Origin of the sequence: Nonlabens sp. MB-3u-79, from assembly GCF_002831625.1 — a bacterium.
In the GTDB taxonomy this organism is placed as follows: Bacteria; Bacteroidota; Bacteroidia; order Flavobacteriales; family Flavobacteriaceae; genus Nonlabens.
Genome location: NZ_CP025116.1, coordinates 1226303 through 1250350 on the forward strand (window position 1 = coordinate 1226303; position 24048 = coordinate 1250350).

The following is a 24048-nucleotide window of genomic DNA, read 5'->3' on the forward strand; positions in this document are numbered from 1 at the left end:
CAACATTTTACCATCTTCATCAGAGTAGTTTTTTTATTTTTGCCCTATGAAATCTATTAAAGATTCTGTTTTTTATAGTGAGGTGCTCAAGGAGTTGAATTATCATTTTGGTGATTATTACTTTTTTGACGGTTTTATTGTATCAGAAATCAAAGAAGGTGTTGATTTCTCTTGGGACAATGCAAAAATAATTATTGATGAGGCAGCCAATTATTATAATACTTCTGGAAATGATATCGTTTATATCTCTAACCGAATATTTAAATACAAGATACAACCGGTTCACTGGCTCAAGTTTAGTATGCATGCGTACACACTAAAAGGCTATGGTATTGTTACAACAAATGAAATAGCCAACAGGAATGCAAAATTTGAATCTACTTTTGTACGCTCAAAATTCCAAATATTTAACGATGTTTTTCAAGCTATTCAATGGGCAGCAGCGATTAATGACAGTAAAAAGTAAGGGAACCTTTAAGCTTTTTTCTTCTTCAGCCCAGTTAAAAAGACTCCGCTGAAAATAAGAAGTCCTGCGACTGCTTTTTGCCAAGTAATGATATCTTTTCCCAAACCTACTGCTATGAAGGTAGCCAGTAGCGGTTGTAAATACACAAAGACAGCCACAACACTAGGCTTTAAAGTTCTTATGGCAATAATATTTAGCATGTAAGTTCCAAAAGTCGCAAATAAAATGACGTAACCTATATTGAGTAAAGTAGTTGTACTCGCCATTGAAAAATCAAAGGCTAGTCCTTGCGTGATTCCAAATGGTGTGATGAACAGTACACCAAAAAAGTACAGCCATTTCATTAAAGTAAATACGTGATATTTTGCTGTTAGCCTTTTAGCTAGAAGAATGTAAAAGGAATAGGAAAAAGCATTTAAAAATATCAATAGGTTTCCTAAGGTGGGGTTTGATGCTTCAGCACCAGCACCGGTAGATAAAAATATCAACAAGGCCGCTCCAGAAAAGCCAACGAGGATTCCTACAATACGAGTAGCAAAAAGACGTTCTTTTAAAAATATTGCACTTAATACCAATACGATAATAGGTGTGCTTACCATCAACACAGAGGCATTTATAGGGGAAGTAAGGGATAATCCCCACATAAAAGTTACCATATTGAAACCTACACCGCAAAATGCTGCGAGTGCTATAAGCGGTAACTCCTTAAAAGGTATCTTTTCCTTAGGTCCAGCAAATAAAGATATGATCCAGAAAATGGCGCAAGTCACTATAACTCTATACCAGGTTAATCCAAATGGGCCTATATATAATGGAGTTACTTCTTTTGCCGCAGTAAAATTATAGGCGTAAAATAAAGCTACAAAAAAGCCGCAAATAATAGCTATGCTACGTGCATTCATCTAGGAGATCGCCACTTTTGCATCAGCAACTACTTTTTTAGAGTTACCTATAAAAGCTTCCCCCTTATAAATAAGAATAGGTCGTTTTATAAAGGTATAATGATCCAACAAAAGCTCTTTATAATCGGCATCAGAAAGATCTTTTTCGTGAAGTCCACGTCCTCGATACAGCTGTGCCCGCCTATTAAAAAGGGCTTCATAAGAACCAGCTTGTTCTTTTAGAAACTCTAATTGTTCAACAGTTACCAGTTGCTCTTTTGTGTTTTGTAAGACAACATCTGTAGGAAGGTGTAGTTCCTCTTTTATACGCTGACAGGTGTTACAACTATCTAGATAAATGAATAGATTTTTCATGCCGCAAAATTACGATAGCTTTTGCTATAAGGAATATGTTTCATGTGATATTAATTGTTGCAAGTGTTGCGCTCTCTATTTTCTTTATGAAAGAGTAGTTGAAGCTGTGCTGGGTGTAGAATGAAAGGTCAATTTAAATACTATAAAAAAGCCTTAAAGGTTAAATAAACACAATAAAAAATGGGTTGACTAATTTCTTAGACCAACCCATGATTTTAAAAAAGCTAGATGGCTAATTCTTTGCTTCGTTAATAAGGTACGGTGTTCTACCATCGGTAATAATTACTTTACTGTTAGCAGATTTTGAGAGCTCTATAAAAGCTTCAATACTGCGTATTTTAAGTATCTCTGGTGTAAGACCTTGTGCTAGGATTATCTGAGCATCTCTGGTCCCAGTAGCCTCAATGATTTTACGATCTGCCTCTAGGCGTTCTCTTTGTAGAATAAACTCCATTCTCATGGCATCTTGCTCTGCTTGTAGTTTTTGCTCTATAGAAAGAGAAAGCCCTTGAGGCAATTGGATGCTTTTCATAAGAACCGCTTCAATAATAATTCCTTGTGGAGTAAGGGTTTCTTCCATTTTTGCTTTAATGGCTTTTTCTATATCTGCCCTTTTTCCAGAGTGCATGTCTTTGGCAAAAAACTGTGAGCACACATCAGAACTGGCAGAACGAAATACTGCAGACATCACATCTTTATAGTTAGGACCTATGTTTTTAAGAACTGTAGGTACCATATCAACTTCCAGTCTGTAAAGAATTGAAATTTCAGAATCAACACTTAAACCCTCTTTACTAGGTATCCTAAGAGCTAGCTTCAGATTGTTAGTTTGTATGGATTCTTTGATAACTCTTGTTGTAAAAGGGTTAAAAACGATAGTACCTTGGGTGGTTACTTTATCGTCTAGTTTTCCTAGTCGTTGTTTTATACCAGCTTCTCCTGGTCTAATAACTGCGCAACTCGTTATTAATAAAAAAGCTGCGATCATGGCAAGTTGTTTTTTCATAGTAATACTATTAGTTAATAATAGTATTAGTCGCAATAGTGATTGTAATAGTAACAGTTCTGTTTGTTAATTTTTTATTAAAACTATATCAACCTGTTTATTGCTGTCGGGTCAATGAAGAACCAGGAACTTTAATAACCCATCAACTAGTAAGCTAAAGGATCAACTATTTTGTTTTAGCAAGTTGTGCTTGTTATCTTTATCTCATAGAAAATAAGGACATGAAATTTAACACAAAGACCATTCACGGTGGTCAACACAATATAGATCCAGGATATAATTCTGTGATGTCACCTATATATCAAACCACCACTTACAAGCAAAGTACACCAGGAGGGCACAAAGGTTTTGAATATTCACGCAGTGGTAACCCCACTCGTGATGCGTTAGAGAAGTCTATTGCTAGTATTGAAAACGGTTATTATGGGCTGGCTTTTGGTTCTGGATTAGCAGCTATCGACGCTGTTCTTAAATTATTAAATCCAGGAGATGAAGTCATTTCAACAAACGACCTTTATGGCGGTTCTTATCGTTTGTTTACTAAGATATTTCAAAATTTTGGCATTAAGTTTCATTTTATCGGAATGGAAAATGCAGATCATATAGAAAACTTTGTAAATGAACACACAAAGTTAGTTTGGGTAGAAACCCCTACGAACCCAATGATGAATATTATAGATATACAGGCAGTTGCAGAAATTACTAAAAAGCACGACATCTTACTTGCAGTAGACAACACTTTTGCGACAGCTTACCTACAAAGGCCTTTAGATCTGGGAGCAGATATCGTTATGCATAGCGCGACTAAATATTTGGGAGGCCATAGTGATGTGGTCATGGGCTCTCTAGTGGTAAACGATAAAAATCTTGCTGACAGATTGTACTTTATACAAAACGCAAGTGGAGCAGTTCCTGGTCCACAAGACTGTTTCTTAGTACTGCGAGGTATTAAAACTCTTCATGTGCGCATGCAACGCCATTGTGAAAATGCTAAAGCGGTTGCTTATGCATTAAAAATACACCCAAATGTCGCTGAGGTATACTGGCCAGGTTTTGAAGACCACCCCAATCATGAAATTGCCAGAAGGCAGATGAGTGACTTCGGAGGTATGGTGTCTTTTACTACTAAGGCAGGTACGCTAGACAGTGCGGTAAAAATGGTAGAAAAGTTAAAAGTCTTCACCCTAGCCGAATCTCTAGGAGGCGTGGAGTCTCTTGCAGGTCATCCAGTAAGTATGACGCATGCCAGTATACCAAAGAAAGATCGAGAGAAAATAGGAGTAGTGGATTCCCTTATACGCTTGAGCGTAGGAATCGAAGATATAGAGGATTTATTAGCTGATTTAAATCAAGCGCTGGTTGAATCTAGCAGTTTTTAGAATAGTGATGATAATTGCGAGGTTTCACCAGTAAATCGGTCTTTTTGAAGAAATGAATCCTCATAGGAGAATTAAAAACTAGCTTAGAGATTTAACTAAAATGCCTTTATTTTTAACTAAAAAATAAATGGCATAATCTTGGTCTAATATATATTTACTTTATAATTTTAAAGTCATATACCATGGCAAATAAACCAGCAAAAGGCGCCGTAAACTTCGGTAAGCCTTCTTCAAAGCCAGCAGCAGCAATGCCTAAAGCTAAGAACTCTGCTTCTAAAAAGAAGTAATTGTTCTCGATGTGCGATTCGGTCGCATAGAACTCCAACTCATAAAAAAAGAGCCGTTTCCATAAAGAAGAAACGGCTTCTTTATTTATAGCCATCCACACGCTGTCAATGCTCATAGTTTTGAAGTATTCTCGCTTTCGCGAAAGCGAGACCTACAGCACTACCCAATTTATAATTTAAAGTTTACACGACACAAATGGTTATATAAAAATGCATCTTTGTGAAATATTTGAAAACTAAATTGGCAACAAAAAAAATAATCATAGGCCGCACAGACCGTGCTGATTTTCCAAAATTAAAGATAGAGGGAATTGATATTAAAATCGATACAGGTGCTTATACGAGTAGTATACACTGTAAAGATATTGAAGAAGCTGATGGTGTGCTTTATGCAACACTTCTAGATGAAGAACACGATCAATACCATGGAAAGCGACTGAGCTTTGAGGAGTATAAGATCACTAGCGTGCGCAGTAGTAATGGTAGTGTGGATTTGCGCTATGAGGTACAAGGAAATATAAGGCTTTTTAAAAAACTTTATAAAATCTCTTTAACTTTGAGTAATCGGGAAGAAATGAAATACCCAGTTTTAATAGGTCGTAAATTTCTTTCTCTTAAATTTATAATAGATCCTGAATTACAGGATGTTTCCTATTTACATTCCCAATATGAAGATTAGTATTTTATCTCGCAGCACAAGCCTTTACAGTACGAAAAGACTGCTAGAAGAGGCTCGTAAAGCAGGACATATTGCTAAGGCGATCAATGTACTACATTGTAATATCAAATTAGAAAAACAGAAACCTACCGTTTATTATCACGGAGAAAGGTTGGTCACACCAGATGCCATTATTCCACGTATAGGTGCTAGTATTACTTTTTATGGTACCGCTATCGTACGGCAGTTTGAGATGATGAATTGTTTTACGACGGTAAGCTCTATGTCCTTGGTATGTAGTAGAGATAAATTACAAAGTCTGCAATTGCTTTCCAGAAGCGGTGTGGACATGCCCAAGACCGTATTTACTAACTTTGGCGATCATACAGATGATATTTGTAAACAAGTAGGTGGCCCTCCAGTGGTCATCAAAGTCCTTGAAGGAACTCAAGGGATAGGTGTGAATCTTGCAGAAACTATAGCTGCAGCAGACGCTATTATAGATGCTAATAATGAACTGAGGACTCGTGTTATTATACAAGAATTTATAAAAGAAGCAGGAGGTGCAGATTTGCGTGCTTTTGTCGTTGGGGATAAAGTAGTAGGTGCCATGAAAAGACAGGCTCAAAAAGGAGAGTTCAGATCTAATCTGCATCGTGGTGGAACTGCAAAAAGCATCACCCTTACTAAGCTGGAAGAACAAACAGCCGTACGTGCAGCAAAATCTTTAGGTCTTGGAGTTTGCGGTGTGGATTTACTTCAAAGTAGCCGTGGTCCCTTAGTTCTTGAGGTAAATAGTTCTCCAGGTCTCGAAGGAATAGAAAGAGCTACAGGTAAAAATATTGCTGCTGAAATAATCAAGTATATAGAAAAAGGAGTCCATGCTTAAAGAACTCAAGATATTTGATACGATTATTGAACCAGGGAAAAGCTACAGGCTCAATTTTAATATGGCTAAGCTTTATACCTCTACGAGTATTGAAGTGCCTGTGATTATAAATCGGAGTAAAAAAGCTGGTCCAGTAGTGTTGGTTACCGGGGGTATTCATGGAGATGAAATTAATGGTATTGAGGTCGTAAGACAATTGATCTCTAAAAAGATCAATAAACCAGTAATAGGAACAATAATAGCTATTCCTGTTTTAAATGTTTTCGGATTCTTGAGCGGTAAGAGAGAGTTTCCTGATGGTAGAGATTTAAATAGAGTTTTTCCCGGAACAAAGTCAGGAGCGCTAGCAAGTAGATTTGCGTATCAAGTATCATCAGAAATTTTACCGCATGTCGATATCATTTTAGATTTCCATACTGGTGGAGCTCAACGCTTCAATGCGCCGCATTTAAGAGTTTCTCAGTTAGAAGTGAACTCTTGGAATTTGGCTAAAGTTTTTAATGCGCCATTTTTGATGCACGGCAACAATATCAAAAAGACATTTAGAGCAACCTGTTCTGACTTGGGGAAGACGTATTTGCTTTTTGAAGGTGGCATGTCCAATCGCAGCGATAAAGAAGTAGTCGCTACTGCTGTAAATGGAGCTATAAGAGTGCTGGAGCATCTCAAAATGTTAGGGCCTGATATCCCTGTTGAACTTCCAAAAGAAGATTCTATTATCGTAACAGATTCCATGTGGATCAGAGCAAAATATTCTGGATTATTGCACCCTAAAGTAACAACTGGAAAACGAGTAGAAAAAGACGAATTTATCGCTATTATAACAGACCCTTATGGAGAATTAAGGTACAAGGTCAAATCTCCTCATACCGGCTACATTATCAATGTTAATCATAGTCCGCTGGTATATCAGGGGGATGCGATTTTTCATATTTCAAAACATGGAGAGTAAAGAAGTACTTAGAAAGCAATATATTCAACGTAGACTTGCTTTGACGCTTGATCAGGTAGAAGAATACAGCCTACAAATCGCTAATAACGCATTAGAAATTGATATTTGGAACCATTCCAATTACCACATTTTCCTTCCTATAGAAAAACAAAAAGAAATCAATACAGAGTACTTGCTCCATGTCCTTCAGGGGAAGGACAAAAATGTGGTCATCTCTAGATCAAATTTCAAGGATTTTTCTATGTCTAATTATTTGTTGACAGATCAGACTAAATTAACGGTTAATACATACGGCATACCAGAGCCTGATGAAAACGGTATAGCTATAGACGAAAAAAGTATCGATGTGGTATTTGTTCCATTAGTAGCTGTAGATAGATTTGGTAATCGTGTAGGTTATGGAAAAGGATTTTACGACCGATTTTTAAAGAAATGTAGGCCCGATGTTTTGAAGATAGGATTGTCTTTTTTTACACCAAGGGAGGTTAAAATAGACCCTAGTAGTACTGATGTTGGGCTGGATTACATCATATATAGACAGGGTATTCTCAAAGTAGTTTAAATCTTGATTTTCTATCTATAAAGTGAATAATGCGTCACCTTTGTTTATTAAATAATTATTTTTTGTAACTTTCACTTACATTTCAATCTAACCTTGCTTGTTTCTAGCAATATCATTTAAACGTTTTCCCCTAAAACGATGAAAACTTCTCCTAAAAAAAGCTTGCAGCAAAAGCTACAAGACAAAGACTACTTCTTAAATGAGACAGCTCTAATGACCCAAACAGGTTCTTATAGTGGAAACTTTAAAACAGGATTTTGCTTTATGGATGAGATAGGAAAAAAGATTCTTAATATCCCATATGATTTTGAATTAAATTTTGAATCTGCTTTAACCTTATTTGTAGATAATAAACAAACGGTGAAGAGATTTAAAAACACTCTAGAAGGATTTAGCTTTGAGCATGATGTTGAAATGATCGATTATGATTGTAAAAAGTTTTGGGTAAGAGCTACCGGAAAACCGCTTGTTGACGATACTGGAGCAATTGTAGGAATTAGGGGTGTTTTTACAAGTATAGACCGTTTTATTAATCAAGGAAAAGAATTAGAAAAAAGAGCGGAACTCATCGAGGCTCAAAATGAAAGGTTGATTCATTTTGCACATATAGTGTCCCATAATTTAAGATCACACGCTAGTAATTTAGAGCTCACGCTTGAGACCTTTGCGGGTAAAAATTCTGATTCAGAAGAAACCGTTTTTAAGAGCTATCTCAAGGATATTTCGGCTAATTTAAGTCAAACCCTTGAGCACCTCAATGAAGTGGTAACTATCAATACTCATGAAAGAGGCAGGGAACTAGTTGATATTAAAGCTGTTTTTGAATCGGTACTTGAGGATCATCGCCCTTTATTAGCTCAGATAGACTTGCGTTTAGATTATGACTTTACGGCTTTGACTCATATTAATTACATTCCATCATTTTTACGTAGTATTCTTGCTAATTTACTCTCTAATGCTATTAAGTATAGAGACGCCTTAAGACCGCTTCAAATAGAAGTAAAGTCGAAAACTAAAGATTCAAAAGAGCTTCTTGTTTTTAAGGATAACGGAATAGGTATAGATCTTCAGAAGAATGGAGGTAAAATTTTTAATATGTACTGTACCTTTCACAATAATGATGATGCTCGTGGAGTTGGTTTATTTTTAACTAAAAACCAAGTAGAATCCCTAGGGGGTGATATTTCTGTTAAAAGTAGTCCAGGTGTAGGAAGTTCATTTAAAGTAAAATTTTAATATGGAAGATACAGTGATTAAAAGAGCGTGTATCATTGATGATGACAAACTTTATGTAAGTTTGATTAGGATGCTTATTAAAAAAAACAGACTAGCAGAGGACCTACTGATTTTTGAAAACGGTCAAGATGCTTTTGAATTCTTTAAAGAAGAGCTTACAAAAAAAGAGCCTCATCTACCACAAGTCATACTTTTAGATCTCAATATGCCTGTTATGAATGGGTGGGAGTTTCTCGATGCAGTAAAGCCGTTTGCTGGACAGCTTCAGGCAAAGATCAATGTAGTAAGCTCTACGATCAATCCTGTTGAGATTAATAAAGTAAAAAAATACGACTTTGTCAGTACTTTTATTACAAAGCCCATTAATAAAGAAGCAATAGTCCGGGCATTCACTCTAGAAGTTTCACCCTAATGTCTTGAGGATTCTTTTTTAGTCTCTGGGAAAGCTTTTTTACTAAAGACTATCAAAAGGGTCACGCCTATAGTAATCGCACTATCTGCAACGTTAAAAATAGCGTTAAAGAATTTGAAGTGTTCCCCACCTACAACAGGCATCCATTGTGGCCAGTCTCCTTCAAATAAAGGGAAATAAAGCATGTCTACTACATGTCCATAGCCTAAACCTGCATAACCACCACTATCAGGAAAAGCGGTTGCTATGGCGCCGTGATAGCTGCCTGAGAAAACAACGCCGTAAAAAATAGAATCAATAATATTCCCTAATGCTCCAGCAAAGATTAATGAAATACAAATAATTAAAATTTGATGTCCATTATTCTTAATACTGCTTACCAACCAGTAACCGATTCCAAAAACAGCAAATACTCTAAACACAACTAGTATCAACTTACCATAATCACCTGGAATTTCCATTCCCCAGGCAGCACCGGCATTTTCATAAAAGAGTAGTTTAAATTTTCCCCAGTCTACAATAGCTTCACTATTGCTTCCTGTTAATGTATAATTAAGCTTTATATAAATCTTGCTCGCTTGATCTATTAGAAGAACCAATAGAATAATAAGTAACGCTCTTGATAATTTCATTAGGTTTTTTCAAAGTTGTAAAAATACTACTTATTGCGCTTTTTAAGATTGCTTATGTTGCCCGATATGCTTTCTAGTCGAGCAAAATATTTGATCAATGAAGGTTTTTCAAAATTAAAAACATTTCCAGACCTAGAAACAGCCTGAATATCATAGTTTTTAAGGTCTACAGAGATCGTTGCATAAACAGAGACATATCTGAGGTCGCCTGCAAGTTCGTCTATTTTACAACTTCCAGAAAGCTGGTTTATATAAATGCTTTTGTAGTTTCCTGTGATAGTTATGTCTGCTGTTTGGGAATTGATCACCAGATATTTATTTCTAGGGAGGGACAAAGTAGCTTTGCCATCGATAATTTTATGAGCGCTTAATTTGTCTTGAGGAAAGGAAAAAGCAGGGTTAAAAGGATCAGTAATTAACAGAGAATCGTTTCTGATCTCGCTAGATAGCACTACCGCATTTTTATATTCGCCGTTCTGTGAGCTTACAAAGCTTACTTTATCAGAGTCGTTAGTGGTTATTTCTAATTCGAGGTATTGAACCATTTGAATATCTACCACGTTGAACTGAGCTTGAAGATGACTGGTCTCGTTTTTTACGGGTGTAGATTCTTGAGCATCCGCTTTCGCGAAAGCGAGAACAGCACCAATGAATACAGCACAAAAAAACCTTTGTAAAGTAGAATAAGCGGGATCTTTATTCATATTACAAAGGTTTAAAGTTTAAAAACTCCTCGACGGAGCGCAGCAATTGGTTTACTGCAAGTTTTTTGCTTCAATGCTTAGTGTGGCATGAGGAACAAGCTCCAAGCGTTTTTTGTTAATCAGCTTGCCGGTCACTCGACAAACACCATAAGATTTGTTTTCAATTCTTATCAATGCATTCTTTAGGTCGCGTATAAACTTTTCCTGGCGTATAGCCAGCTGTGAACTTGTTTCTTTGCTCATCACAGCGCTTCCTTCGTCAAATGCTTTAAATTGTGGTGCAGTATCATCTGTACCATTATTTGCATCATTCATGTAGGCGCTTTTGATCAATTCATACTGTTCTTTAGCTTCTTCAATTTTTGTATTTAGGATGTCTTTGAAATAAGCGAGATCCTTATCGCTGAATCTTAATTTTTCATTTTCATTCGTACTCATTCGTTTATATTTTAGTGACTTTGATTGTTGTGGTAATATCGTCAAATTCTATTGACGTACCCTTATCAATATGTGTTGTTATCGTTAATAAATCTGCTAGCGTTTCATCTTTGATATATTGCTCGTTTGTTTTAATAGCATCGTCCAGTTCACTATGAGATGCAATCTCAATATTGATACGGTCGGTTACCTCGAGTCCAGATTCTTTTCTTATGTTTTGAATGCGATTTACTATTTCTCTAGAAACCCCTTCTTTTTTAAGTTCTGGCGATATGGTTACATCGAGTGCAACGGTTATACCTGATTGGTTTGCTACTAACCATCCTTCTATGTCTGAAGATGTAATCTCCACATCTTCAAGGGTCAATATAATAGCATTTCCGTTGATTTCCATCTCTTTTTTGCCAGTTTTTTCTAACAAAGCAATATCCTCTTGTTGAAAACTTTTAATCATACCAGCGATTTGTCCCATTTGCTTGCCAAAACGCGGGCCTAAGGCCTTGAAGTTGGGTTTGATTTCTTTTACAAGTATACCACTCGCATCATCGATCAACTCAATTTCTTTCACGTTTACTTCACTCTTCACTAAATCTGCGATGGCTTCTATCTGTGCTTTATCTCTGGCATCTAGAACCGGTATCATAATACGCTGTAGTGGTTGACGTACTTTAATACGTTCCTTTTTACGCAAGGATAAGGTAAGACTAGAAATGATCTGTGCTTTATGCATTTTTTCCTCTAGTACAGCGTCTATAAGAGACTCATCTGCTTTAGGGAAAAGTGCAAGGTGCACACTCTCACTCGCATCGCTTTCACAAACACCAGTTAGGTCTCGATACAATTGATCCATAAAGAATGGAGCAATAGGAGCGCCTAATTGTGCTATTGTTTTTAAACACGTATACAAAGTTTGATATGCAGCAATTTTATCGTGCTCATAAGTTCCTTTCCAGAATCTTCTTCTACATAAACGCACGTACCAGTTGCTCAAGTTCTCTGTAACGAAAGTGGTTATCGCGCGAGCAGCTTTAGTAGGTTCATAATCTTCATAGAATGCTGTGCTGTCTTTTATCAAAGTGTTTAATTCTGATAATATCCATCGGTCTATTTCTGGTCGTTCTGATAATGGAATGTCTTTCTCACTATAGGCAAATCCATCAACGTTTGCATACAGACTGAAGAACGAATAAGTATTATAAAGTGTTCCAAAAAACTTGCGTTGCACCTCCGTAATCCCATCGAGATCAAACTTGAGATTGTCCCATGGATTAGCATTACTAACCATATACCAGCGCGTCGCATCAGCACCGTATTTTCCTAAAGTCTCAAAAGGGTCAGCTGCATTACCTAAACGCTTGGACATTTTTTGTCCGTTTTTATCCAGAACCAGTCCGTTAGAAACAACGTTTTTATAAGCTACATCATCACTTATCATGGTTGCTATAGCGTGTAGTGTGTAGAACCATCCACGTGTTTGATCTACACCTTCGGCGATGAAGTCTGCTTTTCTAAGTTGGTTTTCTACTTGTTCTTTATTTTCAAATGGATAATGCCATTGGGAATAAGGCATGGATCCTGAATCAAACCAAACATCGATAAGGTCTGCCTCACGAGTTAACTTTGCCCCGTTTTTCCCTACTAGATAAATTTGATCTACTACGTTTTTATGAAGGTCTACGATATTGTAGTTTTCTTCACTCATGTCGCCATTTTTAAATCCAGCAAACGGATTGGTAGTCATCAATCCAGCAGCGATAGATTTTTCTATCTCGCCCATCAACTCTGCTATAGAGCCTATGATCATTTCTTCGGTTCCAGTTTCATTTCTCCAGATAGGAAGGGGTATTCCCCAAAAACGAGAACGCGATAAATTCCAGTCGTTGGCATTTGCGAGCCAGTTTCCAAATCTTCCTTCTCCAGTAGATTTAGGTTTCCAGTTGATGGATTTGTTCAACTCGTGCATTCTGTCCTTGAACTCGGTTACTTTTATAAACCAACTGTCTAGTGGATAATATAATATAGGCTTGTCAGTCCTCCAACAATGCGGATAACTGTGTACGTATTTCTCTACGTTAAAAGCGCGGTTTTGTTCTTTTAAAGCAATGGCGATATCTACATCTACTGAGCGTTCTGGCGCTTCTCCATCTACAAAGTATTCGTTTTTTACATATTTTCCGCCTACCTCTGGCAACTCCTCGCGGAATTTACCTTGTAGGGTGACAAGAGGTACTGGATTGTTGTGTTCATCCAATACCAACATAGGCGGGATAGGCGGATTTGCCTGTTTAGAAACCAATGCATCATCTGCTCCAAAAGTAGGTGCAGTGTGCACGATTCCTGTTCCGTCTTCTGTAGTTACAAAATCTCCTAGTATGACTCTATAGGCATCCTGTGCGTTTTCAAAAGGCGTCGCATAAGGTAATAATTGCTCGTATCTTAAGTTGACCAGGTCCGTTCCTTTACAAGATCCTAAGATTTGACAAGGTATTTTTTTATCTCCTAGTTGGTATGTTTGTTTCGCTTTCGCGAAAGCCTCACCTTTTAAAACCTGATACTTTTTACCAAACTGATAGTTCACTAACTTCTCAGCAAGAATTACTTGCATAGGCTCACCAGTATACTGGTTGAACGTCTCAGCAAGTACGTAATCTATTTTAGGACCTACAGTAAGTGCGGTATTAGATGGTAATGTCCATGGTGTCGTGGTCCAGGCAAGGAAAAAAACCTCTCCATTTGTTGGAAAAGGTAATTTTGATGGGTCTTCCACTTTAAATTGAGCAGTAACAGTAGTGTCGGTTACGTCTTGATAGGTTCCTGGTTGGTTCAACTCATGGGAGCTCAATCCAGTTCCAGCAGCAGGCGAATACGGTTGTATGGTATAACCTTTATAAATTAAATCTTTAGAATAAATCTCTTTTAACAACCACCATACCGATTCCATGTATTTGGATTTATAAGTAATATATGGATCTTCCATATCTACCCAATACCCCATATCCTCAGTAAGCTTGCTCCATACGTCGGTGTATTTGAGAACTGCTTTTTTACATTCCTCATTATATTCCTCTACAGATATTTTTGTACCGATGTCTTCTTTGGTAATTCCAAGTGCTTTTTCAACACCTAACTCTACAGGAAGCCCGTGTGTATCCCAACCTGCTTTGCGATTTACTTGATAGCCTTGTTGTGTTTTAAAACGACAGAATAAATCCTTAATCGTACGTCCCATAACATGGTGAATCCCAGGCAAGCCGTTAGCAGATGGTGGTCCTTCAAAGAAAATAAAAGGCTCATTTCCTTCACGAGTCGTCATGGACTTGTTGAAAATGTCGTTTTCCTTCCAAAAAGATTTGATACGCTCATCAACTTCCGGAAGGTTCAATCCTTTGTATTCATTGAATTTTTTACTCATCGTACTGGTGTTTTAAAGCTGGCAAAAGTACGGAAATTTGTGCATTATATTATGCCTAAGGGCAGACTTAAGTCTGCCCTTAGGTAGGTGCCTTTTGTTTTTCTTTTTTATTTCTTATTTTGGGAATAACGTTTCAATCTACCTTAATCTCCAGCACCAGTCCTTCATGACTGCGCAAATTCATTACGGTGCCGTCTTCAAAGATGAGGTATTGCCCCTTGATACCTTTTAATTTTCCAGCATGTTGAGTGGTTTTAGCAAGGTTAACGCTGGTCACTTTTGTGGGATATTGAAGTACAGGAAATTTAATTTGCCATTCTTTTTCATTCTCCAGAATGAATTCTTGGGCTTCTTGAGGTATAAATTGGAGCAAGCTTTCGCGAAAGCCTAATAGGTCAAGATCTTCTATGCTATTTGTAAGCATTTTACGCCAGTTGGTTTTGTCTGCCACGTGGTCTTTTAAGGCAATTTCTGTAATACCAGCGAGGTAACGGTTAGGTGCTTCAAGAATCGCAACGGCTTCATGAGCGCCTTGATCGATCCATCGGGTAGGGATTTGTGTTTTACGGGTCACCCCTACTTTTATATTACTGCTGTTAGCCAGGTAAACGATATGTGGTTTGAGTTGGACTTTTTTCTCGTACTCTAGATCGCGATCTTCTTCATCCAGATGTGCTCGGCTCAACTCGGGTTTCATGATCCATTCTCCGGCTTGTGGGATTTGAGAAAAGCAATCATAGCAATATCCCTGACGCCATATTTTTTTATCAAGGCCGCAATTAAGGCATTCATTTCCTACATGCTTTAAAGAGATATTTTTATCCAGCAGTTGGTTCATGTGCAAAAAGTTATCTGGGAAAACAAGGTAATATTGAACGGTTTCCTTCAGTTCTGTTTGCATTTTTCTAATCGTGCCGGTAAGGATCATGGTAGTAACTTTAAAAATTAAGGAAGTATCTTTGAGACTGTAAAAATACCAATTAGGATTTGTAAAATATGGCAAACGCATTACTCAATTCTGTCGTCTCGTGGTTTCTCAAGAAGCGCCTTCACGATATGGAGCTTTTTATGAAGCATCCACAGGAGTTGCAGGATAATATTTTACAAGACCTTATTTATTACGCAAGGCATACAGAGGTAGGTAGGAAACACGGTTTTGACTCCATAAAATCTTATAGAGAATTTGCAGACAGAGTTCCAGTTTCTGGATATACTGAAATGGAAGCCTCCATAGAAAGGTCTAGAAAGGGCGAGGGAAATATTTTCTGGCCTAGCGATATCAAGTGGTTTGCTATGAGTAGCGGGACGACTAATTCCCGCAGTAAATACATACCAGTAAGCCAGCAGTCACTAGAAGACTGCCACTATGCAGCCGCAAAGGATTTGTTGTGTATGTACTTAAATAACAATCCAGATTCTAAGATTTTTAAAGGAAAAGGATTGCGACTAGGAGGGAGTAAACAACTGGATAGAAAGTCTGGAACTGCCGCTGGAGATTTGAGTAGTATTTTGATAGATAACATGCCTTTTTGGGCAGATTACAGCTCTACTCCAGGAAATGAAGTAGCCTTAATGGCCGACTGGGAAACTAAAATGCCTGCGATTGTTCAAGAAACGATTAAAGAAGATGTGACCAGTCTTGCAGGCGTTCCTTCTTGGATGATGGTGCTTCTTAATAATGTACTGGAAACTACGGGCAAGGATCATGTTTTAGAAGTATGGCCGCAAATGGAAGTGTTCTTTCATGGAGGTGTTAGTTTTGACCCGTATGTAGACCAGTATAAAAAATTACTACCAGCAGATCATATCAAATATTACGAAACCTATAATGCGAGTGAAGGTTTCTTTGCTATTCAAGACACAAATGATAGTAAGGAATTGTTGCTCATGTTGGATTATGGAATTTTCTACGAGTTTATTCCTATGAAAACCTATGATACGCCAGAGGAGAAGATCATACCTCTTAGCGAGGTAGAATTAGGGCAGAATTATGCTATTATTATTACTACTAACGCTGGTTTGTGGCGCTATAAGATAGGGGATACGGTACGTTTTACGAGTAAAAGTCCTTACCGCATTAAAGTAAGTGGTCGTACCAAGCACCACATCAACGTATTTGGTGAGGAGTTGATCATAGAAAATGCGGAGGAAGCACTTAAGAAGACCATAGCAGAGATTCCTTGCTTTATAAAAGATTACACTGTCGCGCCTATATTTATGGAAGGTAAAGAAAAAGGAGCTCATGAATGGATGATTGAATTTGGGAGGCAACCTGACGATATTTCTACTTTCGCAAAAGCTTTAGACCATCATCTTCAAAGAGTAAATAGTGATTACGAGGCAAAACGCTATAACAATATCACACTAACAGCGCCAAAAATAAACGTAGCAAATCCAGATGTGTTTTACAACTGGCTCAAGCAAAAAGATAAACTGGGCGGCCAGCATAAAATCCCGAGACTGAGTAACTCTAGAGAATACATGGATGAGTTGCTTATTATTCATCGCAAAGGCAGACTGTTAAAATAAATGAATTCTTTTAGTAGTTTAATTCTCGATAGCTGGACCAAACTGCTTTGTTAAACCCTATCTGAAAACTGAATAAAACCGTATTTTTGCAAAAAATTTATACATGAGCAAATTAGTTGTGGTAGGAACAGTAGCATTTGATGCAATTGAAACTCCTTTTGGTAAAACAGATAAGATTTTAGGTGGAGCAGCAACCTTTATAGGGCTTAGTGCTTCTCACTTCGATACAGAAGTAGGCTTGGTAAGTGTTGTAGGAGGTGATTTTCCACAAGAATATCTAGATATGCTTAAAAACCGCGGGATGAACATCGACGGTATTGAAGTGGTAAAAGAGGGAAAAACATTTTTCTGGTCTGGAAAATACCACAATGACATGAATACTCGTGATACGTTGGTAACAGAGCTTAATGTATTAGCAGATTTTAATCCAGTAGTGCCAGAAGCTTTTAAAGATGCTGAGGTAGTCATGTTAGGAAACTTGCATCCAGCAGTACAGTTAGGGGTTATAGAGCAAACTCCCGCAGCAAAGTTAATCGTACTGGATACTATGAATTTCTGGATGGATAGTGCATTAGAGATGTTGCATCAAGTAATTGCCAAGGTAGATGTGATAACAATTAATGATGAAGAAGCAAGACAGCTTTCTGGAGAATATTCTTTAGTTGCTGCAGCGCGTAAGATCCATGCCATGGGCCCTAAATATGTAGTGATCAAAAAAGGAGAGCACGGTGCTTTATTGTTCCATGGGGATCATATATTCTTTGCTCCAGCATTACCATTAGAAGAAGTCTTTGACCCTACAGGAGCAGGAGATACATTTGCCGGAGGTTTTGCAGGATTCCTTGCAGCAAGCGGTGACTATAGTTTTGAAAACATGAAACGAGCAATTGTTTACGGTTCTAATTTTGCTTCCTTTGCGGTAGAAAAATTTGGAACAGAGCGTATGCAAACGATTACCAGTGAAGAAATAAACATACGTTTAGAGCAATTTAAAGCCCTAACAAAATTTGAAATAAACAATTAGTAATATCTATCAAAAAAGCCTCAAGAAACCTTGAGGCTTTTCTATTTTTACACCCTAATACATCCCATCATGAGCGACCATTTAAAACACGAGTGCGGTATTGCACTTATCCGTCTTCTTAAACCATTAGAATACTATAAGGAGAAATACGGAACAGCTTTCTACGGTATCAATAAAATGTACTTAATGATGGAAAAACAGCACAACCGTGGTCAGGATGGTGCTGGATTTGCGAGTATTAAACTGGATGTAAAACCTGGCCAACGTTATATTTCTAGAGTGCGCAGCAATGCCGCACAGCCTATTCAAGATATTTTTGCACAGATCAATGATCGCATCAATACAGAGCTGACTGAAAATCCTGAAATAAAAGACGACGTAGCAGCACAAAAAGCAAATATTCCTTATGTAGGAGAATTGTTGATGGGCCATGTGCGTTACGGTACCTTTGGTAAAAACAGCATAGAATCAGTACATCCATTCTTAAGACAGAACAACTGGATGCATCGCAACCTGATTATGGCAGGGAATTTTAATATGACCAACGTATTTAAGCTTTTTAATAAGCTCGTGGAATTAGGCCAACACCCTAAAGACATGGCAGATACGGTTACTGTAATGGAAAAAGTAGGTCATTTCCAAGACAGACAAGTCAGTAAATTATACAAAAAGTTTAAGTCTCAAGGTCTTTCTAAAATAGAAGCCAGTCCTAAAATTGCAGAAGAAATAGACGTTGCAAAAATACTGCGTAAGAGTGCTAAAGACTGGGATGGCGGTTATGCTATGGGAGGTTTAATGGGCCATGGAGATGCTTTTTTATTGCGTGATCCTGCAGGAATACGACCAGCTTATTATTATCAAGATGATGAAGTAGTTGTAGTGGCAAGTGAGCGACCAGTGATACAAACGGCCTTTAATGCGCCGTTTGAAGAAGTAAAAGAATTGGATCCCGGTAAAGCCATTATTATTAAGAAAGATGGAACAGTTACTTTAGACCAAATCACAGAACCTTTAGAACGCAAAGCTTGTTCTTTTGAACGTATTTACTTTTCACGTGGTAGTGATGCAGAGATTTATCAGGAACGTAAGATGTTAGGAAAACTATTGTTTCCTGAGATTATGAAGAGTATTGATGACGATATTGACAATACGGTGTTTTCTTATATTCCCAACACAGCCGAAACATCATTCTACGGTATGGTAGAAGAAGGTCATGCCGTTCTCAACAAGCAGAAAAAAGATTTTATAATTGCAGGAGAAGGAAATCTGACGGAAGAGCAAGTGGAAGCCACGCTTTCGCGAAAGCTAAGAACAGAAAAAATAGCAATTAAAGATGCTAAACTTCGCACGTTTATAACAGAAGACTCTTCTCGCGATGACCTTGTGGCTCACGTGTATGATGTGACTTATGGTGTGGTAAAGCCAGAAGATAATCTGGTGATAATCGACGACTCTATAGTAAGAGGTACTACCTTGAAGAAGTCCATTCTTAAAATGATGGACCGATTGAATCCTAAGAAAATAGTAGTGGTTTCAAGTGCGCCGCAAATAAGATATCCAGACTGTTACGGTATAGATATGGCACGATTAGAAGGATTAGTAGCTTTTAGAGGAGCACTAGCTTTACATAAAGATCGTGGCACATACGATGTGGTAGAAGAAATCTATAAGAAGTGCAAACTACAGACAGAGATGAAAGATGTAGATGTGGTAAATCACGTAAAAGAGCTGTACGAGCCTTTTACAGATCAAGAAGTTTCTGACAAGATAGGGGAGCTGCTTTCTGAGGAAGGTATAAAAGCTGAGGTAAAAATCATTTATCAAACGGTAGATAATTTACATAAAGCTTGTCCTAAGAATTTAGGCGACTGGTATTTTACAGGAAATTATCCTACAGACGGTGGTAATAGAGTGGTCAACCGAGCTTATATCAATTTCTTTGAAGGAAATGAAGAGCGAGCTTATTAGAAAAGTATAGTTGAAGTATATAAAAAATCCCCAAATCATTCAATTGATTTGGGGATTTTTATTTTTGCTAATTGGAAATTACTTCCCTTCAGCATATCTTTTAGAAACTTCTTCCCAGTTGATCACATTAAAAAATGCTTCCACATAATCTGGACGTCTGTTTTGATAGTTCAAGTAATAAGCGTGTTCCCATACATCAAGTCCTAGAACAGGAGTTCCTCCACATCCTACTTCTGGCATAAGTGGGTTGTCTTGGTTAGGAGTTCCACATACATCTAGTTTTCCACCTTCATGTACACAAAGCCATGCCCATCCAGAACCGAATTGTCCTTTTGCAGCGTTGCTAAAAGTGTCTTTAAAAGCGTCAAAAGAACCAAATGAAGTAGTAATCGCGTCAGCTAGTTCGCCAGTTGGTTGACCACCACCATTAGGGCTCATTACTTCCCAGAACAAACTGTGGTTGTAAAAACCACCACCGTTATTTCTTACGGCAGTATTGTTCATGTCTAGATTTAAAAGAATGTTGTCAATAGTTTTTCCTTCGAGACTTGTTCCTTTTACAGCGTCGTTCAATTTAGTAGTATACCCTTGGTGATGCTTTCCGTGGTGTATCTCCATAGTTTTTGCATCGATATGAGGTTCTAGTGCGTCTTTAGCGTAATTTAATTGGGGTAGTTCAAAAGCCATTATATATTCTTTTTAATTAGTTATTTATCGAATTATAAAATTAGGCACAAAAAGGGGACTGTTAAAATTATCCACGTTATATTATCCTTAAAACATTATTGCTTTAAATGAAGAGTTGATAAGTTAAAAGTTTATGGTATCCCTTTTAATTTATAGATTTAACTAGTTGATTTTTTTTCTACAGCCTCTAGACCTTGCTTTAACTTCATAAAGTTGCAGTTTTATTACTTTATTGAGCAGCAGTTAAAAAAACTCATGACTCATAACTTATTTTCAAAATACTTAGTAAGTCTAAAAAATAAATTTTAGAGGCGTTGAAAGCTTTTCAAGTTCAAGTTCAAGTTCATTCCTTATCTTTGAATATGTCTCAATCACCTACTACTTTTTATAGCGCTAGTGCTGGATCTGGTAAGACCTATACTCTCGCGCAAGATTACCTTACACTGCTTTTTAAAAACCCTTATGCTAATGGATACAGGCGTATTCTAGCGGTTACCTTTACTAATAAGGCGGTAGGTGAGATGAAAGAACGTATTCTTGATTACTTGTATAAATTCACTTTTGACGAGTTAGATGAGGGGGTTTTAGGAATAGTAAATCATATTAAAAACGAAACTGGCTTGGACAACGAGCAGTTCAAGAATAAAGCCCGAGCTATTTTTAATCAGCTGTTACACGATTATTCGGCCTTTGATATTGTAACTATTGACTCTTTCAACCATCGTATTTTAAGAACTTTTGCAAAAGATATTGATTTACCAGATAATTTTGAGGTAGAACTGGATAGCAAACGCCTGATTTCAAAAGCCATTCATAACCTTATTGCGAGAGCAGGAAAAGATAAAAAACTCACACAGCAATTAGTAGACTTTTCTTTATCAAAGATAGAAGAAGGTAAAAGCTGGGATATAGAATACGATCTTCAAGATATTGCTAAGCTTATTCAAAATGAAAACCATTATCCTTTTCTCAAGCAATTAAAAGGGAAAAAGGTGGAAGACTTCTTAGGCTTGCGTGAAAGTTTGTATAAGAAAATTAAATTTGCAAAAAGCGAGCTAGAAGAAAAAGGCAAAAGCCTTTTTCAAGAATTTACGGAGAACGGTCTAACTTCTAATGATTTCTTTTATAAAGCTAGTCGTGTTTATAAATTCATTACAGAAAGTGCGCAAGGAAATTATTCCATTGCGCCAGATACAGGTTATGTAAAAGACATGGCAACGGCAACTTTAGAAAATAAAGCTGCAAGTGCATCAGCAAAAGATTTTATTGAAAGTAAACGTGCAGACTTGGTAAATTTATCAGAGTTCTATACGGAGAATTGTGGTGCGATCATGTTTTATAAAAACATAGCCAGCAGCCTCACGCCTTTATCGCTGCTCAATGAATTGCTTCATGAAATAGATAAGATTAAAGTTGCAGAGCAAATAGTGCCTATTTATGAATTCAACGCTTTATTAGCAGAACAAATAAAAGACGAACCAGCTCCTTTTATATATGAACGACTTGGTGAGCGGTACCGGCATTATTTTATAGACGAATTTCAGGATACCAGCCGCATGCAATGGGAAAACCTCGCGCCACTTATAGAAAATGAACTTCAGCAGCAACGAGAGAATGAAGAACGAGGCAGTTTGATGCTGGTGGGTGATGCAAAGCAGTCCATCTATAGATTTCGTGGTGGAGATGCAGACCAGTTTCTGAGATTACTTGCCACTCCAGATCTGTTTATGTTGCCTAAAAAAGATGAAACACTCGAATTCAACTGGCGTAGTTATGATGAGGTTATTAAATTTAACAACGAGTTTTTTGATTATTATGGGGACCACCTTCATAGTGAGGTGTATCAGACATTGTATAAGAAATACCTACAGCAACAAACAAGAGCAAAAGAGGGCGGTTTTATACAAATAGACTTTATTGATAAGGATTTTGAAGCTCCTTATGACACAGACGATTTTAATAATGCGTACCCCTATCAGGTATATCAACAAATTAAAAAGGCGCACAAAAATGGTTTTGCATTAGGCGAGATTTGTGTTCTTGTGCGAGCAAATAAAGAAGGTCATGAGATCGCAAAATATCTAGTGTCTCAAGAAATGCGGGTAGTTTCTGGAGATAGTTTGCTGGTATATGCGTCGCATAAAGTGCAGTTGTTAGTCTCTTTAATGAGGATGGTGCAGGCGCCAGAGCAACAAAAGCCTCGTTTTGAATTTTTGATGGCCTATACCAGAGTTTTTGAGATCGAGGATATTCATTCTTTTGTTACTACGCACCTCCATCAGAGTTTATTGGAATTAGGCAAAGGTCTTATGGCTTTTGAAAAGGATGATTTAGGTGCCGCTTTCGCGAAAACGGCATTATTTCAAGCCACTGAACAAGTAGCAGAATCTCTAGGGTTATTTAAAAAGCAAGACACTAGATTACAGTCCTTTCTAGAATTTCTATTTGAGTATTCTACCGGCTATGAAGTATCGCTCTCTGACTTTTTAGAACATTGGGAATTGAAAAAGGAAAAATTGAGCGTACCAGCTGCAGCTGATGCTGACGCTGTGCAAATCATGACCATTCATAAGTCTAAAGGACTGGAATTCCCAGTGGTCATAGTACCTCATTGCGATAAAAAACTAGATGACGCTAGAAATCCAACCGGCTGGGTTTCTGTAAAGGAAGAAGAATATGAAGGTTTTGATCAAGTGTATATCAATTTAAAAAAAGAAAACGAATTTTATCCAGGTACTGCTCCAGAGATCTATGCAAACAACCTCGGCAAAGTTCAAATGGATCAAATCAATACGTTATACGTCGCTTTTACTAGAGCGAGAGAGCAATTATACATCAGTGCCGAAAGTGCCAATCCCAAAACGAATAACTACTCGTCACTTTTAAAAGAGTTTATAGAGAAAAAAGGAATTGAATTAGAGACTCATAATGGTTATGAGTCGGCACAAATAGGAGATGTGAATCGCAAATCTGTAGCTATAGAAACAGAAGAAAGCCAGATGCTGGAGGAGTACCAAGTATGTTTAGATTCTGAAAGATTGAGTATTTCTACGAGAAAAGGTTTGCTGTGGTCAAGTGGCGCAAGTGAGGCCATTCAAAAAGGTAATGTGTTGCATGAGTATCTTTCCTTGATGAAGGATTCTTCCAACCTTGATAAGGTGCGTAAAAAGATAAATAGAGATTTTTCCCTGTCTAAAGAAGAACAAAAAGAGATGAAAAAGATGATTGAGGCAGTCATCAGTCATCCAGATCTCGTTCCTTATTATACAAAAGGAATCCATGTGCTCAACGAGCAACCTATTTTGCTCCCATCGGGAACAAGGCTTATACCAGATCGAGTAGTGTTTCTAAATGATGAAGCGGTTATCATAGATTATAAAACTGGCGCTGTTTTAGAAAAGCACCGATCACAACTTAATAAATATGAGGATTTATTGGTGTCTATGCATATAAAGGTATCAGAGAAAGTACTGATTTACACAGATAGCTTAGAAATCGTTAAATGGAATGGTTAACGACCTGCGGCTTGTTATATTTGTAAAACACTAAAA

Annotated in this window: 22 protein-coding genes; 12 read left to right on the top strand and 10 right to left on the bottom strand. The window is 37.4% G+C overall.

Annotated features, from left to right (window positions below):
- Positions 1-46: 46 nt before the first annotated feature.
- Entirely contained in the window at positions 47-466 is a 420-nt protein-coding gene (locus CW736_RS05480; protein ID WP_101012957.1) for a hypothetical protein, read from the top strand.
- An 8-nt stretch (positions 467-474) separates the two neighbouring features.
- Here the strand turns inward: CW736_RS05480 and CW736_RS05485 are convergent, their stop codons facing one another.
- The 3 genes from CW736_RS05485 to CW736_RS05495 all read right to left on the bottom strand — a co-directional run bounded on the left by CW736_RS05485 (position 475) and on the right by CW736_RS05495 (position 2728).
- Positions 475-1368, bottom strand: a complete 894-nt coding sequence (locus CW736_RS05485; protein WP_101012959.1) for a DMT family transporter — start codon at positions 1366-1368, stop codon at positions 475-477.
- A complete protein-coding gene (locus CW736_RS05490; RefSeq protein ID WP_101012961.1) occupies positions 1369-1722 on the bottom strand; it encodes an arsenate reductase family protein in 354 nt (117 codons plus the stop codon). It abuts the gene before it with no gap.
- 232 nt (positions 1723-1954) lie between these two features.
- Positions 1955-2728 (bottom strand): prohibitin family protein, encoded by a 774-nt coding sequence (locus CW736_RS05495; RefSeq protein ID WP_101012963.1) that lies wholly within the window; start codon positions 2726-2728, stop codon positions 1955-1957.
- A 221-nt stretch (positions 2729-2949) separates the two neighbouring features.
- On the opposite strand from CW736_RS05495, the gene CW736_RS05500 reads away from it, so the two are divergent.
- Positions 2950-4107, top strand: coding sequence for a cystathionine gamma-synthase (locus tag CW736_RS05500; protein WP_101012965.1), 1158 nt, complete (start codon positions 2950-2952; stop codon positions 4105-4107).
- Positions 4108-4261: 154 nt separating this feature from the next.
- Here the strand turns inward: CW736_RS05500 and CW736_RS05505 are convergent, their stop codons facing one another.
- A complete protein-coding gene (locus CW736_RS05505; protein WP_101012967.1) occupies positions 4262-4510 on the bottom strand; it encodes a hypothetical protein in 249 nt (82 codons plus the stop codon).
- 104 nt (positions 4511-4614) lie between these two features.
- Here CW736_RS05505 and CW736_RS05510 point away from each other — a divergent pair, with 104 nt between their 5' ends.
- From CW736_RS05510 to CW736_RS05535, 6 genes are all read left to right on the top strand, one after another.
- The gene (locus tag CW736_RS05510) at positions 4615-5073 is read left to right on the top strand and encodes an ATP-dependent zinc protease (RefSeq protein ID WP_232735428.1); all 459 of its coding nucleotides are present in this window, start codon (positions 4615-4617) and stop codon (positions 5071-5073) included.
- On the top strand, positions 5063-5941 hold the full coding sequence (rimK, locus tag CW736_RS05515) for a 30S ribosomal protein S6--L-glutamate ligase (RefSeq protein ID WP_101012970.1): 879 nt from the start codon (positions 5063-5065) through the stop codon (positions 5939-5941). Before CW736_RS05510 ends, rimK begins: the two co-directional genes overlap by 11 nt.
- Positions 5934-6893, top strand: a complete 960-nt coding sequence (locus CW736_RS05520; protein WP_232735429.1) for a succinylglutamate desuccinylase/aspartoacylase family protein — start codon at positions 5934-5936, stop codon at positions 6891-6893. The genes rimK and CW736_RS05520 overlap by 8 nt, the downstream gene beginning before the upstream one ends.
- Complete coding sequence (locus tag CW736_RS05525; protein WP_101012973.1) at positions 6883-7455, top strand: 5-formyltetrahydrofolate cyclo-ligase; 573 nt, start codon at positions 6883-6885, stop codon at positions 7453-7455. The genes CW736_RS05520 and CW736_RS05525 overlap by 11 nt, the downstream gene beginning before the upstream one ends.
- Positions 7456-7593: 138 nt before the next feature.
- Positions 7594-8691, top strand: a complete 1098-nt coding sequence (locus tag CW736_RS05530; RefSeq protein ID WP_101012975.1) for a sensor histidine kinase — start codon at positions 7594-7596, stop codon at positions 8689-8691.
- Between the two features lies 1 nt (position 8692).
- Complete coding sequence (locus tag CW736_RS05535) at positions 8693-9103, top strand: response regulator (RefSeq protein ID WP_101012977.1); 411 nt, start codon at positions 8693-8695, stop codon at positions 9101-9103.
- Here CW736_RS05535 and CW736_RS05540 read toward each other — a convergent pair.
- The 5 genes from CW736_RS05540 to CW736_RS05560 all read right to left on the bottom strand — a co-directional run bounded on the left by CW736_RS05540 (position 9100) and on the right by CW736_RS05560 (position 15217).
- Positions 9100-9735, bottom strand: a complete 636-nt coding sequence (locus CW736_RS05540; protein WP_101012979.1) for a lipoprotein signal peptidase — start codon at positions 9733-9735, stop codon at positions 9100-9102. The genes CW736_RS05535 and CW736_RS05540 overlap by 4 nt on opposite strands.
- Before the next feature lie 26 nt (positions 9736-9761).
- Positions 9762-10439, bottom strand: a complete 678-nt coding sequence (locus CW736_RS05545; RefSeq protein ID WP_101012981.1) for a hypothetical protein — start codon at positions 10437-10439, stop codon at positions 9762-9764.
- Positions 10440-10490: 51 nt separating this feature from the next.
- The gene (locus CW736_RS05550) at positions 10491-10877 is read right to left on the bottom strand and encodes a TraR/DksA family transcriptional regulator (protein ID WP_101012983.1); all 387 of its coding nucleotides are present in this window, start codon (positions 10875-10877) and stop codon (positions 10491-10493) included.
- A gap of 4 nt (positions 10878-10881) precedes the next feature.
- Entirely contained in the window at positions 10882-14289 is a 3408-nt protein-coding gene (ileS, locus tag CW736_RS05555; protein WP_101012985.1) for an isoleucine--tRNA ligase, read from the bottom strand.
- 133 nt (positions 14290-14422) lie between these two features.
- The gene (locus CW736_RS05560; RefSeq protein WP_198519373.1) at positions 14423-15217 is read right to left on the bottom strand and encodes a DUF2797 domain-containing protein; all 795 of its coding nucleotides are present in this window, start codon (positions 15215-15217) and stop codon (positions 14423-14425) included.
- 68 nt (positions 15218-15285) lie between these two features.
- Between CW736_RS05560 and CW736_RS05565 the strand changes: the two genes are divergently transcribed.
- The 3 genes from CW736_RS05565 to CW736_RS05575 all read left to right on the top strand — a co-directional run bounded on the left by CW736_RS05565 (position 15286) and on the right by CW736_RS05575 (position 19810).
- Entirely contained in the window at positions 15286-16818 is a 1533-nt protein-coding gene (locus tag CW736_RS05565; protein WP_101012989.1) for a GH3 auxin-responsive promoter family protein, read from the top strand.
- A gap of 103 nt (positions 16819-16921) precedes the next feature.
- On the top strand, positions 16922-17842 hold the full coding sequence (locus CW736_RS05570; RefSeq protein ID WP_101012991.1) for a PfkB family carbohydrate kinase: 921 nt from the start codon (positions 16922-16924) through the stop codon (positions 17840-17842).
- Between the two features lie 69 nt (positions 17843-17911).
- The gene (locus CW736_RS05575; protein ID WP_101012993.1) at positions 17912-19810 is read left to right on the top strand and encodes an amidophosphoribosyltransferase; all 1899 of its coding nucleotides are present in this window, start codon (positions 17912-17914) and stop codon (positions 19808-19810) included.
- A gap of 78 nt (positions 19811-19888) precedes the next feature.
- Here the strand turns inward: CW736_RS05575 and CW736_RS05580 are convergent, their stop codons facing one another.
- Positions 19889-20497: a superoxide dismutase gene (locus CW736_RS05580; RefSeq protein ID WP_101012994.1), complete on the bottom strand. Its 609-nt coding sequence runs from the start codon at positions 20495-20497 to the stop codon at positions 19889-19891.
- A gap of 362 nt (positions 20498-20859) precedes the next feature.
- On the opposite strand from CW736_RS05580, the gene CW736_RS05585 reads away from it, so the two are divergent.
- Complete coding sequence (locus CW736_RS05585) at positions 20860-24012, top strand: UvrD-helicase domain-containing protein (RefSeq protein WP_101012996.1); 3153 nt, start codon at positions 20860-20862, stop codon at positions 24010-24012.
- Positions 24013-24048: the final 36 nt, after the last annotated feature.

Coding starts and splice junctions, on each gene's coding strand:
- CW736_RS05480 (WP_101012957.1), top strand. CDS start 47: ATGAAATCTATTAAAGATTCTGTTTTTTATAGTGAGGTGCTCAAGGAG.
- CW736_RS05485 (WP_101012959.1), bottom strand. CDS start 1,368: ATGAATGCACGTAGCATAGCTATTATTTGCGGCTTTTTTGTAGCTTTA.
- CW736_RS05490 (WP_101012961.1), bottom strand. CDS start 1,722: ATGAAAAATCTATTCATTTATCTAGATAGTTGTAACACCTGTCAGCGT.
- CW736_RS05495 (WP_101012963.1), bottom strand. CDS start 2,728: ATGAAAAAACAACTTGCCATGATCGCAGCTTTTTTATTAATAACGAGT.
- CW736_RS05500 (WP_101012965.1), top strand. CDS start 2,950: ATGAAATTTAACACAAAGACCATTCACGGTGGTCAACACAATATAGAT.
- CW736_RS05505 (WP_101012967.1), bottom strand. CDS start 4,510: ATGAGCATTGACAGCGTGTGGATGGCTATAAATAAAGAAGCCGTTTCT.
- rimK (WP_101012970.1), top strand. CDS start 5,063: ATGAAGATTAGTATTTTATCTCGCAGCACAAGCCTTTACAGTACGAAA.
- CW736_RS05520 (WP_232735429.1), top strand. CDS start 5,934: ATGCTTAAAGAACTCAAGATATTTGATACGATTATTGAACCAGGGAAA.
- CW736_RS05525 (WP_101012973.1), top strand. CDS start 6,883: ATGGAGAGTAAAGAAGTACTTAGAAAGCAATATATTCAACGTAGACTT.
- CW736_RS05530 (WP_101012975.1), top strand. CDS start 7,594: ATGAAAACTTCTCCTAAAAAAAGCTTGCAGCAAAAGCTACAAGACAAA.
- CW736_RS05535 (WP_101012977.1), top strand. CDS start 8,693: ATGGAAGATACAGTGATTAAAAGAGCGTGTATCATTGATGATGACAAA.
- CW736_RS05540 (WP_101012979.1), bottom strand. CDS start 9,735: ATGAAATTATCAAGAGCGTTACTTATTATTCTATTGGTTCTTCTAATA.
- CW736_RS05545 (WP_101012981.1), bottom strand. CDS start 10,439: ATGAATAAAGATCCCGCTTATTCTACTTTACAAAGGTTTTTTTGTGCT.
- CW736_RS05550 (WP_101012983.1), bottom strand. CDS start 10,877: ATGAGTACGAATGAAAATGAAAAATTAAGATTCAGCGATAAGGATCTC.
- ileS (WP_101012985.1), bottom strand. CDS start 14,289: ATGAGTAAAAAATTCAATGAATACAAAGGATTGAACCTTCCGGAAGTT.
- CW736_RS05560 (WP_198519373.1), bottom strand. CDS start 15,217: ATGATCCTTACCGGCACGATTAGAAAAATGCAAACAGAACTGAAGGAA.
- CW736_RS05565 (WP_101012989.1), top strand. CDS start 15,286: ATGGCAAACGCATTACTCAATTCTGTCGTCTCGTGGTTTCTCAAGAAG.
- CW736_RS05570 (WP_101012991.1), top strand. CDS start 16,922: ATGAGCAAATTAGTTGTGGTAGGAACAGTAGCATTTGATGCAATTGAA.
- CW736_RS05575 (WP_101012993.1), top strand. CDS start 17,912: ATGAGCGACCATTTAAAACACGAGTGCGGTATTGCACTTATCCGTCTT.
- CW736_RS05580 (WP_101012994.1), bottom strand. CDS start 20,497: ATGGCTTTTGAACTACCCCAATTAAATTACGCTAAAGACGCACTAGAA.
- CW736_RS05585 (WP_101012996.1), top strand. CDS start 20,860: ATGTCTCAATCACCTACTACTTTTTATAGCGCTAGTGCTGGATCTGGT.